Origin of the sequence: Methanocalculus chunghsingensis, assembly GCF_018132105.1 — an archaeon.
Lineage (GTDB): Archaea > Halobacteriota > Methanomicrobia > Methanomicrobiales > Methanocorpusculaceae > Methanocalculus > Methanocalculus chunghsingensis.
Genome location: NZ_JWHL01000019.1, coordinates 16,974 through 33,193 on the forward strand (window position 1 = coordinate 16,974; position 16,220 = coordinate 33,193).

A 16,220-nucleotide genomic window follows, 5' to 3' on the forward strand; every position below is an offset into this window, starting at 1 on the left:
TGATTCGGAGGCTTGAGTCAGAACCTCACCCCATCTCTCCCTCATCCCGACCCCGGAAAACCTCTTTTGCCGCCGCCATTCCATTGAGGGCAGCAGGGAAGCCTGCATAGACCGCCATCTGAATGATGACCTCACGGATCTCGTCCCTCGTACAACCAACGGCGAGTGCCATATCGATATGGGCCCTGAGTTGTACCGGGGCTGTTCCAAGAGCCGTAAGCGCTGCAACAGTTGCAAGCTGGCGTGATCGGAGATCGAGGCCGGGCCGGGAGAGCACATCTCCATATGCAAATGCAACCGTCATCCCGGTAAGATCAGATGACATATCCTCCAGCTGATTGAGCATCGCCTGTACCGACTCACCACCCATCGCCTCGAGTTGGGCGAGGCCTTTGTTGTATCGTTCCTCTGACATCAGGACGTCTATTACCTCCTGATGGCAGATAATACTATACTCCTCTTTGGTATCCTACACCATGAATCTGGATTGTCAGAGATGAATTAACCACCACGGAACAACGATCAATACAAAGCTGAACAACTGCTTCTCAATCAATAGTTTTACCATCAGTTGATTCATGAAGAAAATATGATCATCAATTTTAACAAAGAAATTATATAATTAGTTCTAGAACAAATGGGAGATCACACCATGTCAGATAAAGAGGTGTATACCTATCTCCTGGCAGGTCTGATTCTGCTATTCATCGGTCTTATCGCCCCCACAATATATTCATATATTCCTGAAGACCTTCAGGAACCATTCAATTTTGTAGCTTTTTTTATAATACTTTTTATTGTCGTTTTTATCGCAATCGGACCAAGGGGAGGGGGCTGATATGATTACCATTATAATCGGATCACCTTCTGTTCCTTATCAGCTCATCAATATCCCTTCGCATCTGATCCCGCTCTCTCCTGTCTGAGGCAATCTCCATGAATCCCAACCCGACAAGGATCATCATCATTGACATCAGCCCAAGGCTTATCATCGCCATATTCATGATTATAATAATATCACCACTTAGCCTGGAGAGGTTCTCGGCAAGGGATTTCATATCATCCGATGTATCTATGAGATCCAACCCGGTAACATTCATCTCGGATCCAATAGTTTGCATAACTCCACCAGCCTCAACAAGTGGATCTCCGGCAGAAACGAATGGAATCATGTTGATGAGAGTACCTGCATCCCGCATAGACTTCCCAACCAGTTGTAGTGGCTGGCCAATACCATGGACGGCCTCACCGGTTGATCGTATCGAACTCTCATGACGATCCAGAATGGCACTTGAATCATCAAGTACGGTTCGAATCTCCGATGCGGTACCAAGTGTATAGCTATATCCGGTACCTATCAGCCCCAATATTCCAAAAATAATTAAGATGATGCCAATTGCCTCAAGCCTCTCCAAATAATACACCCCACATAGGATACGTACTCATCCTTACCTGACACTCAGATATGAAAATACATTCTCATTTTGCATCGTCATTGATATTGGCGGGCGTTTCGCTGATTATGTCATATCTAAGGTATGGATTTATATGAGAGAGAACACCATCAGCCTGATATGACTGGAAAATATTTTGCATTTACCGAGATTGATGGTGCAATCAAGAGCACAAAAAAGCTTCTTTGGCCTTTTCGTGCCGGAGTCTGGCTCCGCCTGGCACTCATTGCATTCTTTGTCGGTGCCGGGGGTGGATTTCCACAGGGTTTTTCATATTCTGACAGTGATTTTATTAACGGCATCAGCACTCCCACGACTCTGCCACCATCACCCGGCCTCTCCGGTATCGTCATTGCAGGTATCGGATTAATTATCCTCGCTGCTCTTGTCTATACCCTCATCGGTGCCATTCTCCAGTTTGTCTTTGTTGACTGTATACGTACCCGGAATATTCATCTCACAGAACCCTTCAAAGAACGTCTGGGAAAAGGATTCAGGCTATTTCTCTTTGAGACAGGAATAACCATTCTTTTGATGCTGATGGTAGCTGCAATCATGCTCCCAATCATCCTGACATTCATGGATCCGGCCATCCTCCCCCGGATGCTTATTCTCGTCTTCCTGATACCGATCTTTATCATTATCGCCCTTATTATCGGCATTATCATGCTTTTTACAATCGATTTTGTCGTTCCGATTATGATCAAAGAGGACTGCGGGGTGATTGAGGGCTGGAAACACCTTGTGCAGACGTTAACAAACCAGTGGATGCAGGCATTCATTTATCTGATCATCAGAGTACTCGCAGGTATTGGTGCAGGGATTGTGATGGCCATCATTACGTTCATCGCCTTTTTCATAATCGCAATCCCCTTCGTCATTATAGGCTTCCTCCTCCACCTTTTCCTGGCATTTCCGGCATCGTTCCTGCTTCCGCTTCTGATTCCGTTCTTGATACTTGCAGTTCCGGTAATGCTTTTGATCACAGTCCCGTTCATCACCTTCTTCCGTACATACTCGCTTAAGGTTCTGGCGAAGTTGTCAGAAAAGTATGCTCTGCTTCCTGAGGATGTATTAGAAGTAAACTGACACAAAAAATTTTCCACCCGGAATACCTTTTTTCCCGGCAGAATTGCCCTCCCCATAACAAAACTCTATCTTCACAGAAGAATTCATCAGGCAGATAGAGGACAGATTCTTCTGGTAGGAATACCATCTCTACCTCATGCAGAAGCGCTGGCATCCAGATCTCAGGGCAATCGCTGACCAGGCGATGGAAAAGTATGGCTTCCATCCATCCTTCCCAAAAGCAGTAATACGCGAAGTACAGAAACTTCAGGAATGGAAGCTTAAAGAAGCGAGGAGAGATGCTGTCGATCTCAGATCGATCCTCTGGGTATCAATCGACAATCATGATACAATGGATATCGATCAGATCCAGTTCTGTGAAGAAGGACCTGATAACGAGATTCACGTGAAAGTTGCCATAGCTGATGTCGATCATCTCGTCAGGAAGGGTTCCCCCACTGATCGGCATGCTGCAAAGCATGGAACATCCATCTATACAGGTGTCATCACCTATCCGATGCTCCCGGTACAGCTCTCGGAAGGTATCACATCTCTCCACCCACACCAGGACCGGATGGCTGTTGTCATCGAATATGCTGTCCTGCCGAATGGGACGGTCAGGCATGGAGATGTCTATCCGGCAATCGTCTGCAACAAAGCTAAACTTGTTTATGAAGTGGTCGGAGAGTGGCTTGAAGAGGGAGGAGATTTTCCCTATGACAATCTTGAGATAGAGGACCTCGCCGATCAGCTCTTTCTTCAGAATGAAGCTGCAAAACGTATGAAGGAGCAACGCGCAGAACAGGGATTCCTCGATCTTCAGACGATCGAGGCCTCCCCCGTCATGGATAACGGAGATGTCACAGGCCTTGTCATTCAGAAGGAGAGCCCGGCACATTCACTCATCGAGGAGTTCATGATCGCTGCCAACAGGACTCTTGTGAACCAGCTGAAAGATGCGTCCTATCCGATGGTTCAGCGTATCGTCCGGACACCAAGGAACTGGGAAGGGATCATCGAAGAAGCAGCATCCCGACATGTCCACCTTCCGGAAGAGCCGGATGCGCAGGCCCTGGCGGCCTTCCTCCTCTCCCAGAAAAAGGCAGATCCAGAGACTTTTCCGGACCTCTCCCTGACGGTCGTCAAACTCATGGGTCCTGGAGAGTACGTCGCTATTGCACCTGATGAAGACTCAGTTGGGCATTTTGCTCTCGCTGTGACAGATTATACTCACGGAACTGCACCAAATCGACGGTATGTCGATATCATCATCCAGCGGCTCATCAAAGCTGTAATCAGCTCGAATTCCCCGCCATATAGATTCGATGAACTTGAAATGCTTGCGGAGCACCTCTCTGCAACCGAGAAGGCAGCAAAAAAAGTAGAGCGTTTCATGATTAAGGCTGCCGCAGCTGTTCTACTTCAGGACAGAATTGGGGAAGAGTTCCGTGCCATCGTCACCGGTGCTGCAGAGAAGGGGACCTATGCCCGAATCATCGATCCTCCGGTTGAAGGGCGCATCGTTAAGAATGAAAAAGGGCTGAAGGTTGGAAATAAGATTGTCGTACGATTGCTCAATACAGATCCTGAGAAGGGATTCATCGATCTGGAGCGGATCTAAGAGACTTCCATATCAGATGGAAAGCAGGGGTGAGGTACCCCACTTATCTCCTCTGCTGATCCGGACGCGCAAAGTACCCGATCCCCTCTTCAATAACTGCTTCCATAGAGTACTTCCTTGTCATTTGTGGAGTGCGGAGGGTTATATCCGGAATGGTTACAAGAAACTCATGCTGGGGGAACCAGTAACTACCATCACCATAATCAAAAGATGCTGAATCAACAACAAGAACAGCTCTGTTCAGGTCTGCTGTTCTGACGTGTGCATTATCGAAATTCATTACACGATCGACTTTACTCTTAAGATCCTGATTGCCAAGGAATAACACAAGAATCTGAACCCCGGAGTCTACCGAGTAGTCGACAGTGACGACTGCGCGGCTTTCTTCAAGACTGATATCCACGGAATGAAAGGTAATATAGCTGTATCTGGATTCAGCAGATGCAGCGACAGGCAGACAGCAGAAGCTGAAGAGGAAAAGTACTGCCAGGATAATGCCTGCTTTCATAGTGTACTCTATGGATCTGAAAAATTATAGTGTTTCTGGTAGGAACAATCTCCCTCGAGAGATTGATCCATAGGAATAATCAGATACCCTTGCTGAGAACGATCTCAATGCTCGATACATTCGTTCTGCCTGTATCGGTCTCAATCTCTTCAGTCGATGTGGAAATATCTTTCTTTCCAACTCCTTCAAGGAAACGGTTCAGTGAGATCTCAGCGGTGTCAACAGCCCGGGAGATTGCTTTTCCCCTTGCTTTGATTGCCACTGTCTCTGCCCCATTATTGAACTGTGTCACCACTGCGAGTACGTAATTCATGACTGGTTTGTTACCAACGAACACTGTGTTATCCATGAGCATATGATCCCTCAAATGTAACCTTTCTTCTTCAGCAGTTCAGCGTTAAGAACGGATGAGCCTGCAGCCCCTCTGATAGTATTATGCCCCATTGCCGTATAGCGTATCCCTTCCCGAATACGACCAATTGAGACTGTCATCCCGTCCCCAAGATTTCGATCCAGCCGGGTCTGTGGGCGATCAGGTTGTGAAAATATGTGCAGAGTCTTATCAGGCTGTGTGGGCAGTCCTGAGAAGGGAGCAGCCCAGTTTTCAAACGCTTTCTTCGCTTCTTCAACACCGCACTCTGCCTCAACCCAGACAGAGAGCATATGCCCGTCTATAACCGGGACACGGTTACAGCTGGCACTAATCGGAAATGTGATCGGTTCAATCTCAGAACCATTAAATGTACCCAGGATCTTCCTCGGCTCCTCAGACATCTTCTCTTCTTCCGATCCGATATAGGGAATGACATTATCACAGATCGCCATTCCAGGGATACCATCAAATCCTGCACCTGATATCGCCTGGAGTGTTGCCACCTTCACATCCCTGATACCATGTGGAAGAAGGGGGGCAAGTGAACAGGAGAGCATAATAGTCGAACAATTAGGATTGGTTACAATGCATCCATCACGACCACGATCATGCTGGACATCGATGAGACCGGTGTGATCGGGATTGATCTCAGCAATAAGGAGGGGAACAGTTGGATCCATCCGGTGAGATGAAGCATTGCTGCATACGATCAGTCCGGCATCAGCCATCTCAGCCTCAAGCGATCGTGCAATATCAGCAGGTAAAGCTGAGAAGACAATATCAAGATCAGCTACTGCTTCGACTGTGGTCGGACTGACGATACAATCACCGATTTCATCAGGGAATGGAGTCTCCAGCCTCCAGTTGACAACCTTTTCGTATGGTTTACCCGCACTCCGCTCTGAGGCTGTGAGTGTCTGGAGATGAAACCATGGGTGATCCGCAAGTAACTCAACGAACCGTTGACCGACGGCACCTGTAGCACCGAGAACTCCGACATTGATCATGGATAAAAGAGTAAGGGTGAGAATATATTTAATTGTTAGAGTTTTAATCCGCCCGGACCCGGGCAAAAAAACCTATTCCATGTGGATGGCTTCTACAGGACACTCATCCACACAGCTTTCACAGTCCACACAGGCATCAGCATCAACGACAGCAATATCATCCTTCATTGTAATAGCTGCGCTCGGGCAGATGTCAACACAACTCTCACAGCCTGTACATTTTTCCTTATCTACAATAGCGACCAATCGGATTCCTCCAATATCTATTTTTATTAAAAATATGGGAAATAGGTTTCGATATGAGCATCAGACTCAGAGCCCAAGGACCTCTTTCATCGTGTACATTGAGGGGGCTTGTCCTGAAACCCATCTGGCTGCACGGATCGCGCCACGGGCAAAAACCGAACGATCATACGCGCGGTGGGAAAGTTCAATCGTCTCAAAGTTACCTGACAAGAGAACGGAATGGTCACCGACAATATCCCCGCCACGTATGACATGGACACCGATCTCATCACCCCGCTCCGTCATTCCGACACGACCATACATCTTCTCCCTGGCACCCATCTCCTCCTCGAGGATAGAGATGATTGTACGTGCCGTGCCACTTGGCGCATCCTTCTTGTATCTGTGGTGTGCCTCAGTAACCTCGCAATCATAATCTGCAAGAAGAGATGCAGCATGTCTGATCAACTCCCAGAAGGTATTGACCCCCACGCTGAAGTTTGTGGTTTTGACGATCGGAACCACACCTTCAGTCGCCTTTCTAATCCGCTCCTCCTCTTCTTCAGAGAAGCCGGTTGTCCCGATGACAAGGGCAACGCCATGTGCCGCTGCTATCTCGATATTCCGGACCGATGCAGCCGCAACTGTAAAGTCTATCAGCACATCAGGAGATTTCTCTTCCAGAAAAGCCGCAAGTTCATCAGATACGACAACAGGCTTACCAAGGACCTCTCCAGCGCGGAGATCCACCCCCCCGATAAACTCAAGTTCGGGATCTTCATGTACCATATTTGCAATGATCGTACCCATACGACCAAACGCGCCGCATACCGCCACTTTAATCATATTGACTCAGCACCTTCTGTAATGTACGTGTTTCGTCATCTCTCAGCTCAGTCAGGGGTAATCTCATTGGGCCGGCCGCCATCCCTCGCAGCTCCATCGCTTTTTTGATGGGAACGGGATTTGTGTCGATGAACATCGCCCGAAAGAGGGGGGAGAGCTCATAATGGATATCTCTGGCCATCTCAAGGGACCCCGTCATGAATGCATTATAAAGTGAAACCATTCGCGCAGCTTCAATGTTTGCCGCTACCGAAATAACCCCGGTTCCCCCAAGCGCAAACAACGGAAGGGTGAGATTATCATCCCCGGAGAGGACACAGAAAGGATGCTCCCGGTCAAGATGCCTGGTACCTTCGATGATCTGTGACATCTGCCCGAGATCTCCACTCGCCTCTTTAACACCGACGATATTCGGATGGGCGGCAAGTTCGATGATAAGATCTGCCGGAAGATTTTGCCCGGTACGTGATGGCACATTATACACGATGATCGGCAGTCCCGTATCCGCAAGAAGGGTATAATGCTTAATAAGACCCGCGCGGTTTGGCTTGTTGTAATACGGGCTGATAATAAGAGCTGCATCAGCACCGATCCTTTTTGCAGCCTTTGTGAGGGTCAGTGCCTCTTCAGTGTTATTGGATCCTGTTCCAGCAATAACAGGAGTACTACTACCGACTGCCGATACAACCTCTTCAATAACCGTTTCATGCTCCTGAAAACTCAGGGTAGCAGATTCCCCGGTAGAACCGCACGGAACAATGCCATGAATGCCCTGAGTGAGGAGATGTTCGATATTTGAGCGAAGCCCTTCAATATCAATTTCCATTGAAGGGTTTCTTTGAAAAGGAGTTATAATTGCTGGGATAATTCCCTGAAACATGAAGTAGTTATCGACGCCTTCTGGTATTTACCTTTCTGGTAATGTATCCTGCCACCCGGTTCCGTACATCCTTACTCTCGATGGTGGTCAGATTTGAGACTGCGTGTTTATTATCATCATAATCGTTAGAAAAGTATGTTTCATGCTTCTCGAGCAGTCCTGTTCCAATGGATTTAATGTAGCTTGGTTTGATTCCCATGTAGATCGTCCTCAGATTTCCATATTAGTAATGCGCGATGACAACATAACTATTGTGTTTGTTATCGACATGGGATCGGAACCGAGAATCCGGATCATCGGCTCTTTTCCAACAGCACCCCTATCGAGGATCATATCCGGAACATGATCCCTGCAACAGGATGCAACCCCCCAGTCCATTGTTCTGATTCCCGGGGGCTCCTGGTTTCTATCAAACCAGCAGATATCAAATGAAAGCTCATCAATGAGGGCTGCAAGAGGATCAGAAAATCGGATATTGACAGCTGATCTCATATCCGGGTCAAATCTCATCGCAGTAAGGACGATCCGGGCGATATGATCACTCGCACCAAACGCAACATCTCCAACAGGATGAATTGACCCGCGCAGTCTGACAATTCTTCCCTCCACACCTGCAACCTCACCCGGCTCACGCGCACCTGGAAGGGCATAGACCAGATTGCTTCCAACCTCCGGTATCAGGCGGGGGTCCATCCCTCCCCTGAGCTTTCCAAGAGCAAGGGTGAGCTGATTAATCACTTCTTCCTCCCTCTCATCAGATATCTTCTCACTCATTCCCTGGCCACCTCCAGATCGACTGTACACCATTGATAGCTGCTTCGATAAAGAGATCCTGGTCCATCATGTCCCCGATGATACGAATACGCTCACGATCACAGCCAGCGGCAAATCCCTTATTCTTCATCTTCTTCTTTACCGTCCTGACGGTGACCTCTTCTATCGCCCCTCCTTTGACAAGGGCGCAGGCAATGATCAGTCCTGAGATACTGTCTGCGGCCTGAAGAGCGAGATCGAGAGGCGATGAATGATCGGTAAAGAGATGGTGATTATGCCTCCGGATCGCTTCAGTAATCTCTTCAGAGACGCCCAGGCGCTGGAGAATATCGGCACCTTCCAGCCCATGCCTCGTCATATCACCCTTCACAATCTCATAATCGATGTCATGTAAAACCCCAATTGTCCACCAGAGTGTGGGATCACAGTTTTGGTGAGCGGCAACCTCACGCATGATCGCACCGGTTGCCAGACAGTGCTCTCTCAATTGGTCAGATACTACGTATTCCTGTAAAAGCGAGAAGGGATCTGATGGAATCATATGATAGGATGAACCTGGGGAGAGATAGATGCTATGGTCTGACATAACAATGAGCAAGGTTTATTGGAAAACCATAAAGCCTCTGCTGTTCTAGTATATCCTCATGCAGTCATGGCTTATGGATATCGCCATCGGCATTACAAGCCTGATCATCTTCCTTGCCCTCCTCATCGGACTTCCGGCAATCATGGATCCAGGGTACGCCTATCTCGCAGCGCTCCTCGTCTTTATCTTCATTCTGATCGGTGCAGGGTATACCGTCATAGAGAAGGCTATATAATCTATTTTTTCGAACTTTTCTTCTTCCGCCGATAATAGCTCAACGGATGATTCACCTGTTCGCAACTCTTATTCTTCCCGATACAGATGCCATGGGTTCTCATCGTTGCACAGGAAGGGGTTGTATACCCCTCATCCCCCTGGCTGATGATATGATTGACCTGATATGATGTCATCTCAAGATCAAAACCACTACCGCCTGAGAAGAGACTGATAATTCCGGTCGTCTCCATCCCGATGGTATGGAGAAACGTCGTTAATGCAAATCTTCCCGAATGAGAAATCGGACGTCCCTCTCCAGCGGCATCATACAACGCCCTGATACATGGGGGGAACCCCGCCTCATCCACATCACCATATTCTAACGTTATCCTCTCTCCAATGATGTTCTCCACGTCTTTAACGTACGGTTCCAGATCAGAACAGACCGTTTTCGGGAGATCGAGAGGGAGCTGATCGATGAGGAGAGTCCGGATTCGTTCACGAAGGAGGATCACTTCGTCGTCATGACTGACCAGTACCATTCCATTCCAGAGGTCCCGATTCACCAGCCGAAATCTCTCTTCGCGAAGTGTGGATGAGAGCTCAACATATTTTATAAAAGGGATAGATCCACCACCACTCGGCATTCCAAGCTCCCTGAAGAGGTGATTTCTAAGATTCGAATTTTGTTCCAGCTGTACAAAATAGAGAGCTCTATCTGCTTCAAATCGTGCAAGCAAGCCGATACCAGTACGATTTTTAATACATGAGATAAGAATTCGTGCAAGCCCGTAACTGACGATATCAAGAAAAGCATCCTCAGCTTCAGAATATCGCTGTGTATCACGAATCTGAGTTGCTTCGCGAATTCGGTTTACAGCTGCCTCCAGATAAATCCGACTCTCCCGGTTCTGAGTAATCGAGAGGATTGACAGGCCACGGTCCGCAATGATCTTCTGGGTTTCTTTTAAAAAAGGATAATGTGCTAATTCCTGCAGCCCAAGCTGAAGTCTCATCAATCCGCCTCGATACGGGGTGCGAGGAGATATCCGACGCGCCCTTTATCAGAGGCGATTGTGAATGCAAACTGGACGGGATGATCAATACCCAGACGGATATCCACGGAGCTGGCCCTCCCCATGACTTTCCCCATATCTTTGAGATAATCGAGCGAAAAGAGAGAACGAGCCTCTGCCAGTTCAACAAAAGTTACCTCATCCTGTCCAAGCTCAAGTCTGATATTATCAGAGTCTCCCTCAGCAACCATTGCAAAGACGGAACGCTCAGGATCCACCATAAGGGCGATCTTGTCAGAAACGACACCTGCGGCTTTAATAGCGTTATTTAAAGCATCACCGGTGATGGTCACAACTGCCGGAAGATTGAGATTTGGTGGGTTTGGGTCCTTTCTAATCGTCTTGGTATCAAGAAGCGAGATAGAATAACGATAACTTCTAAAACTTATCGAGAGCTTCTTCCCTTCTGCATCAAGTTCGAGATCGATTGGATCGCTCTTTCCGACCATTCCGAGGATATTCTTCATCTTTGCAATGTCAAGACCAATCTCCTGTTCTGTTGCACTGTACGACTGAAATGCATCCGCATCCAGTTCAAGGGAGACCATAGCGACATTTGAAGTGTCCACCGCTCTCGTTTTTATCCCATTCTCATTAACATGCAGGCGGCACTCTCCTACAAGAGCCGAAACCGAGTCTATTGATTCTCTGAAAATGTCTGCATCTATCGTTGCTTTTAACATCACAAACCCCTTATTATTTTGTTAAGAACTAAATACGGATAAATTATATTGTTCTATTATCGTTACCCTTGCAGATAAAAGCATTCGGGTACAGGAGTAATAACATCATGGGTTCTCAATGGTCACGCGATTCAGCATACCGACATGCTACACAAGAGGGGTATCGCTCTAGAGCCTCATATAAATTATTGGATATCAATGCAAAGTTTGGCATTCTTCGCCCTACAGATAATGTCGTCGATCTCGGATGCGCCCCAGGCAGCTGGCTTCAGGTGCTGCGAAACCTGACAGAGGGCGTCATCGTCGGGGTGGATCTTCAGCCTGTTTCGCCTCTTGAGGGCGTCAAAACAATTACTGGTGACTTCACTGATCCGCTTATTCAGTCAGAAGTCAGGAAGATGGTCGATCCGGTGAGTGTTGTCACCTGCGATGTCTCACCAAAACTCTCTGGTAAGAAGAGTTATGATCAGGCGCGCATCATTGACCTGAATGAAAAAGCCCTCGAATTCTCACAACAAATTCTTAAGCAAGGTGGAAATTTCGTCGTTAAGACATTTCAGGGAGAATTATTCAATGACTTTCTCACCGAGGTCCGTAATAACTTCTATTCTGTTCGGGTCTATCGGACACGGGCTACACGGAAGGGGAGCACTGAGACATATATAGTAGCGAAAAACTATATCCATATAAGAGATGATGCCAGCACTGATTGACCCATACGGCCGGCCTGTCACCAATGTAAGAATATCACTTACCCCGGCCTGCAATCTCAATTGTATATACTGCCATGCTGAAGGGGAAACAGAGGCAGGCAGACTGATGACAACAGATGAGATCATCGATATCATAGGAGCAGTTACGCGCTATCCTATCAGGAGTATCAAATTCACCGGAGGTGAACCGACACTCCGGGATGATCTCATTGAGATTATTGAGTCTGTTCCTCCCGGAATAGAGTCATCCATGACGACAAACGGAACACTTCTTGCAGATCTCGCATATGATCTCAAGGAAGCCGGCCTCTCCAGGGTAAATATCAGTCTTGACACACTCCAAAATGAACGTTATATTGAAATCACAGGAAAAGATCTTTTATCAGACGTCCTTGCAGGAATAGATGCATCACTCGATGCGGGCCTGACCCCGGTGAAGCTGAATGTTGTCCTTTTGAAGGGTATTAACGAGGATGAGCTCCCTGACTTCTTTGATTTTGTACGGGGAAACCGTAATCTCGTTCTTCAGATTATCGAGCTGATGCAATTCAACAAATGTGATTCACACGCAGAACTCAATGGAATTGAGGATCGGATTGCATCCGAGGCAACAGAAGTACTGACCCGGCGTATGCATCACCGGAAGAAGTATTGTGTGGATGGAGCCGAGGTTGAGATTGTCAGACCATTACATAATACTGAATTCTGTGCACATTGTAACAGGCTTCGGGTCACATCCGATGGGAAGTTAAAGCCCTGTCTGCTCAGGACAGATAATGAAATCGATATCCGGGGGAAAAAAGGTCAGGAACTGGATGAACTGATTCAAAAGGCCGTCTCTCTCCGCAGTCCATTCTATGACTGAGCAGATGCCGTTATAGCAACCCTTTTTTCTCTGTCCTTCTCATACTCACCTATGATAGAGAAGAATGAGTATATGCGTGAACTTGAATACCTCTACTCAAAATCACTTGTACTTGAATCAACCTCAGATTTTGATCCTGTTCTCTGGTTTCACTGGCTCGATGCCGTCGCTCATATCGACTATACCCTGAGTGTAGCAGGCTATAGCTACGAATCTCCGAGATCCATCATGGCAGGAGAGTATATGCGGTGGAGAATCGATGAAGAGAAGAAAGGTGATCGCCTCCTCTTTACGCCGTTCATTAACTGGCTGAAGAAGAACCATCCTGACACCTTTGGATCCCTTCCGGCACTCTGGCAGGGAGTATATTCAGATGATGATCCCGCTCAGTACCGAAGCTTTCGGATAATTCTTGATCCTGCATCCTCAAAACCAATTCCCGCATATGTATTTCATACCTTCATTGATGACTTCTTTAAGAAAGAACTGCTGAAGAGCATCTACAAGGGAGCATCCCTCTCAAAGCTCTTCAGATCATTTCAGTCAGAATATATGGTTTAAAGGCTGCTATCATGGATCCGGTCAGGATAACCTCTGAATTAATCAGGATTAATAGTGACAACCCCCCGGGTATCACAACAGATGTGATAGAGTATATTTCAGATATCCTCGACTCTCTCGGTATTGCAACAGATTGTATCGAGAATGCACCTGGACACTGCAACCTGATCACCAGAGAGCAGGGCCACCCCCTCCTCCTTTGTGGACATGTCGATGTCGTTCCGGCACTCGATGAGGGGTGGCGCCATCCGCCATACTCTGGAATGGTTGACGATGAGTTCGTCTGGGGCAGGGGTAGTACAGATATGAAAGGTGGATGCGCCTCTATTCTCTCAGCAGTCGCAGCTCTCGTGGAAGAAGGGGTTGAACCAAACGTCAGCCTGGCCTTCGTCTGTGATGAGGAGGTGGGTGGCCCGCATGGAATACATCACCTGCTTGCAAAGGAACTGATACTGCCATCCGACTGCATCATCGCAGAGCCAACACCGGCAATAGCACCCTGCATAGGCCAGAAAGGCCTTTGCCGGTTCTCTGTGGAGTTTACAGGAACCCCGGGCCATAGTTCACTGTATCCCTGTGTCGGGGTTAGTGCGGTGATGGAGGCATTCAATTTTCTTCATTTCATCACAGAACTACATAATCGTGAATATCCGATTGATCCATCAATGAAAGGTATTATCGATCACTCCGAACAGATCCTGTCGGATATATTTCAAACAAAGGGATTGCGTTCAGTACTGACAAGGATTATGTATAATCCGGGCATCATCTCAGGTGGAGAGAAGGCAAACATCGTCGCCCAGAAGTGCCATCTTGAAGTGGATCTTCGCCTCCCCTGGGGATGCGATGCCCATGAACTCCTTACGGAGATCCGGTGCAAAGCCCCTGATGCGATTATCACACCATCAAGTGTCTGGAATCCATCACTGACACCTCCGCATTCAGAGATTGTTGGTCGTATCATCCAACAGATCAACCAGCTTTACAATGTTTCGTCACAGCCGATCGTCCAGTGGGCGGCAAGTGATGCCCGTTCCCTTCGAAAAAAAGGCTTCAGAGTGGTTGAATATGGACCCGGAGACATCAGGACACTGCATGCGGTCGATGAGAGGGTTACGCATCGTGATCTGAGAAATGCAAGCGAGATATTTTGTGGCGTTATCCGATCTTACCAATCTTGATGTGAAATAACCAACTTTATATGAACCAATTATATAATATAAACACCAGGATATAAATGATGATGCGGCACATTGGTTTCCTCCTGATTATTTGCGCGATGTTGATCGTTGCTACCGGGTGTACGGCACCGCCCTCTGGATTGTCGAACGGTCAGGATACGTTACCAGCACCAACCCCGACCGCTACGATTGTACCCGCGACGACACCGACGGCAATCATAGATCCCGGCCATGTAACATTTATAACACAAGATAATACTCCCATAGATGGTGTTCAAATACTGCCCCAGTCTGTCAGTACATCATCAGGAAATAATAATCAAACCGTAATTTATTCACAGAAGATGGATTTTCAATATAATGAGATAACCATGGTTGTTGATGTTCCACATCCACCTTTGATAATAGATCTTGATATTACGCCTGAACTGCGAACCCGGATTAAAGAAGGTACGAGCGATTATGGTGAGAAGAAGGATTATCGATATCAGATAGACCATTTAAGTCAGAATGTCTGGTTAGAATGTACCGTGAAGGATGCAGAGACAGACACTATAGTTGTGAAGGATGGATTTGGCCGGACTTTTGCTCTCGATAGCACGCGAGAGATTGTCATCCGGAGATCCGGGACATATCAAATTACCTTTGTTGGAAACTTCGTCACAGCTGAGATCATGATGAGAATTCCCGAGCGGGTCCAGCAATAAAACAATAGTTTTTTATGATGATATCGCATATAGGGTAGAGCACCTTTGCGGGTCCCGGTAGGGTAGTGGATATCCTAGAAGCCTGCGGAGCTTTTGACCCGGGTTCAAGTCCCGGCCGGGGCGTATCTCATTTTCCAAATAATCTCAAAATTGTGATTATTTTATTTTTTGTAAAAAGCAAGCCGTTATTTAAAGTATTTTATCATACATATCATATATACAAATATATTTATAGATAAAAATATAATAGTCAGAATTATGAAGAAACTAATGATCGTAATCCTGACTGGAATCGTAATCCTTGGTGCTGTTGCTGGTGCAGGATGCAGTACGCAGGCGGAAACAGAACTGCCTATAGCCCCCACATCAACGGCACAACCTGAAATAACACAACCTGAAGAAACAAATACACCTGTTATTGTGCAGCAGAAAAAAGACGAGCCCATTGAATTGACCGTTTTCACTCAAAAGAATCGTGATGATGACGGTTTTATGACAACAACAAACTTTACCAGATTTGAAGCAAACCGTTCATTGACCGTCGAGATGGAAATTGCCGGCTTCTGGACAGATCCACGTATTGATGGGATCGAACCCAGAGATGTGATGATCTATGTTTTTAGTGATGCATTTAATCCAAAATGGCTCAATAACCTGAAGGAAAATTCAGCCGATGATGAGTTCCGGGCATTCATCGAAGATTGCGCTGTGACAAAGGTTGTTTTACACTTCATTGATAAGCAAAGCGGGAAACTGTTGGGAGCTGCCACAATGACAGGGCCGGACCCCTGGAGTGAGGCAGATGTTCATACAACATGGGAGAGAATCCTATACAAAAAAATCCCTAAATGGATGACGTCAACTACCCACGACTGA

At 47.1% G+C, this 16,220-nt stretch carries 23 protein-coding genes and 1 tRNA gene; 11 read left to right on the top strand and 13 right to left on the bottom strand.

The window, feature by feature from the left end:
• Positions 1–25: 25 nt before the first annotated feature.
• Positions 26–415 (bottom strand): carboxymuconolactone decarboxylase family protein, encoded by a 390-nt coding sequence (locus RJ53_RS10090; RefSeq protein ID WP_211531500.1) that lies wholly within the window; start codon positions 413–415, stop codon positions 26–28.
• Between the two features lie 237 nt (positions 416–652).
• Here RJ53_RS10090 and RJ53_RS10095 point away from each other — a divergent pair, with 237 nt between their 5' ends.
• On the top strand, positions 653–838 hold the full coding sequence (locus RJ53_RS10095; RefSeq protein WP_211531501.1) for a hypothetical protein: 186 nt from the start codon (positions 653–655) through the stop codon (positions 836–838).
• A gap of 22 nt (positions 839–860) precedes the next feature.
• Here RJ53_RS10095 and RJ53_RS10100 read toward each other — a convergent pair whose 3' ends face one another.
• A complete protein-coding gene (locus tag RJ53_RS10100) occupies positions 861–1,415 on the bottom strand; it encodes a hypothetical protein (RefSeq protein ID WP_211531502.1) in 555 nt (184 codons plus the stop codon).
• 159 nt (positions 1,416–1,574) lie between these two features.
• Between RJ53_RS10100 and RJ53_RS10105 the strand changes: the two genes are divergently transcribed.
• Both RJ53_RS10105 and RJ53_RS10110 read left to right on the top strand, forming a co-directional pair.
• Positions 1,575–2,543: a DUF7544 domain-containing protein gene (locus RJ53_RS10105; RefSeq protein WP_211531503.1), complete on the top strand. Its 969-nt coding sequence runs from the start codon at positions 1,575–1,577 to the stop codon at positions 2,541–2,543.
• A 136-nt stretch (positions 2,544–2,679) separates the two neighbouring features.
• Entirely contained in the window at positions 2,680–4,143 is a 1,464-nt protein-coding gene (locus RJ53_RS10110) for an RNB domain-containing ribonuclease (RefSeq protein ID WP_211531504.1), read from the top strand.
• Positions 4,144–4,186: 43 nt separating this feature from the next.
• Here the strand turns inward: RJ53_RS10110 and RJ53_RS10115 are convergent, their stop codons facing one another.
• The 9 genes from RJ53_RS10115 to RJ53_RS10155 all read right to left on the bottom strand — a co-directional run bounded on the left by RJ53_RS10115 (position 4,187) and on the right by RJ53_RS10155 (position 9,342).
• The gene (locus tag RJ53_RS10115; RefSeq protein WP_211531505.1) at positions 4,187–4,651 is read right to left on the bottom strand and encodes a hypothetical protein; all 465 of its coding nucleotides are present in this window, start codon (positions 4,649–4,651) and stop codon (positions 4,187–4,189) included.
• 79 nt (positions 4,652–4,730) lie between these two features.
• Positions 4,731–5,006, bottom strand: a complete 276-nt coding sequence (albA, locus tag RJ53_RS10120) for a DNA-binding protein Alba (RefSeq protein WP_211531506.1) — start codon at positions 5,004–5,006, stop codon at positions 4,731–4,733.
• 8 nt (positions 5,007–5,014) lie between these two features.
• On the bottom strand, positions 5,015–6,031 hold the full coding sequence (asd, locus tag RJ53_RS10125; protein WP_211531507.1) for an aspartate-semialdehyde dehydrogenase: 1,017 nt from the start codon (positions 6,029–6,031) through the stop codon (positions 5,015–5,017).
• 72 nt (positions 6,032–6,103) lie between these two features.
• Positions 6,104–6,277, bottom strand: a complete 174-nt coding sequence (locus RJ53_RS10130; protein ID WP_211531508.1) for a DUF362 domain-containing protein — start codon at positions 6,275–6,277, stop codon at positions 6,104–6,106.
• 66 nt (positions 6,278–6,343) lie between these two features.
• Positions 6,344–7,102 carry a 4-hydroxy-tetrahydrodipicolinate reductase gene (gene dapB / locus RJ53_RS10135; protein WP_211531509.1) on the bottom strand — a complete coding sequence of 253 codons (759 nt, stop codon included), beginning with the start codon at positions 7,100–7,102 and terminating at the stop codon, positions 6,344–6,346.
• Positions 7,095–7,982 (bottom strand): 4-hydroxy-tetrahydrodipicolinate synthase, encoded by an 888-nt coding sequence (gene dapA / locus RJ53_RS10140; RefSeq protein WP_211531510.1) that lies wholly within the window; start codon positions 7,980–7,982, stop codon positions 7,095–7,097. The genes dapB and dapA overlap by 8 nt, the downstream gene beginning before the upstream one ends.
• Positions 7,983–7,989: 7 nt before the next feature.
• A complete protein-coding gene (locus RJ53_RS10145) occupies positions 7,990–8,181 on the bottom strand; it encodes a 30S ribosomal protein S17e (RefSeq protein ID WP_211531511.1) in 192 nt (63 codons plus the stop codon).
• A gap of 11 nt (positions 8,182–8,192) precedes the next feature.
• The gene (locus tag RJ53_RS10150; RefSeq protein ID WP_246496089.1) at positions 8,193–8,756 is read right to left on the bottom strand and encodes a thiamine-phosphate synthase family protein; all 564 of its coding nucleotides are present in this window, start codon (positions 8,754–8,756) and stop codon (positions 8,193–8,195) included.
• Positions 8,749–9,342, bottom strand: coding sequence for an HDIG domain-containing metalloprotein (locus tag RJ53_RS10155; protein ID WP_246496090.1), 594 nt, complete (start codon positions 9,340–9,342; stop codon positions 8,749–8,751). Before RJ53_RS10155 ends, RJ53_RS10150 begins: the two co-directional genes overlap by 8 nt.
• 58 nt (positions 9,343–9,400) lie before the next feature.
• Here RJ53_RS10155 and RJ53_RS10160 point away from each other — a divergent pair, with 58 nt between their 5' ends.
• Positions 9,401–9,577, top strand: a complete 177-nt coding sequence (locus tag RJ53_RS10160) for a hypothetical protein (protein WP_211531512.1) — start codon at positions 9,401–9,403, stop codon at positions 9,575–9,577.
• Position 9,578: 1 nt separating this feature from the next.
• Here the strand turns inward: RJ53_RS10160 and RJ53_RS10165 are convergent, their stop codons facing one another.
• Both RJ53_RS10165 and RJ53_RS10170 read right to left on the bottom strand, forming a co-directional pair.
• A complete protein-coding gene (locus RJ53_RS10165) occupies positions 9,579–10,574 on the bottom strand; it encodes a DNA primase large subunit PriL (RefSeq protein WP_211531513.1) in 996 nt (331 codons plus the stop codon).
• Positions 10,574–11,317, bottom strand: a complete 744-nt coding sequence (locus tag RJ53_RS10170) for a DNA polymerase sliding clamp (RefSeq protein ID WP_211531514.1) — start codon at positions 11,315–11,317, stop codon at positions 10,574–10,576. The genes RJ53_RS10165 and RJ53_RS10170 overlap by 1 nt, the downstream gene beginning before the upstream one ends.
• A gap of 107 nt (positions 11,318–11,424) precedes the next feature.
• Here RJ53_RS10170 and RJ53_RS10175 point away from each other — a divergent pair, with 107 nt between their 5' ends.
• From RJ53_RS10175 to RJ53_RS10205, 7 genes are all read left to right on the top strand, one after another.
• The gene (locus tag RJ53_RS10175; RefSeq protein ID WP_211531515.1) at positions 11,425–12,030 is read left to right on the top strand and encodes an RlmE family RNA methyltransferase; all 606 of its coding nucleotides are present in this window, start codon (positions 11,425–11,427) and stop codon (positions 12,028–12,030) included.
• A complete protein-coding gene (moaA, locus tag RJ53_RS10180) occupies positions 12,014–12,895 on the top strand; it encodes a GTP 3',8-cyclase MoaA (RefSeq protein WP_211531524.1) in 882 nt (293 codons plus the stop codon). Before RJ53_RS10175 ends, moaA begins: the two co-directional genes overlap by 17 nt.
• Before the next feature lie 51 nt (positions 12,896–12,946).
• Entirely contained in the window at positions 12,947–13,456 is a 510-nt protein-coding gene (locus RJ53_RS10185; protein WP_211531516.1) for a hypothetical protein, read from the top strand.
• Between the two features lie 11 nt (positions 13,457–13,467).
• A complete protein-coding gene (locus tag RJ53_RS10190; protein ID WP_211531517.1) occupies positions 13,468–14,637 on the top strand; it encodes a M20 family metallopeptidase in 1,170 nt (389 codons plus the stop codon).
• Positions 14,638–15,008: 371 nt separating this feature from the next.
• Positions 15,009–15,344 carry a hypothetical protein gene (locus RJ53_RS10195; protein WP_211531518.1) on the top strand — a complete coding sequence of 112 codons (336 nt, stop codon included), beginning with the start codon at positions 15,009–15,011 and terminating at the stop codon, positions 15,342–15,344.
• A gap of 51 nt (positions 15,345–15,395) precedes the next feature.
• A tRNA-Arg gene (locus RJ53_RS10200) sits at positions 15,396–15,467 on the top strand.
• 135 nt (positions 15,468–15,602) lie between these two features.
• A complete protein-coding gene (locus RJ53_RS10205; RefSeq protein ID WP_211531519.1) occupies positions 15,603–16,220 on the top strand; it encodes a hypothetical protein in 618 nt (205 codons plus the stop codon).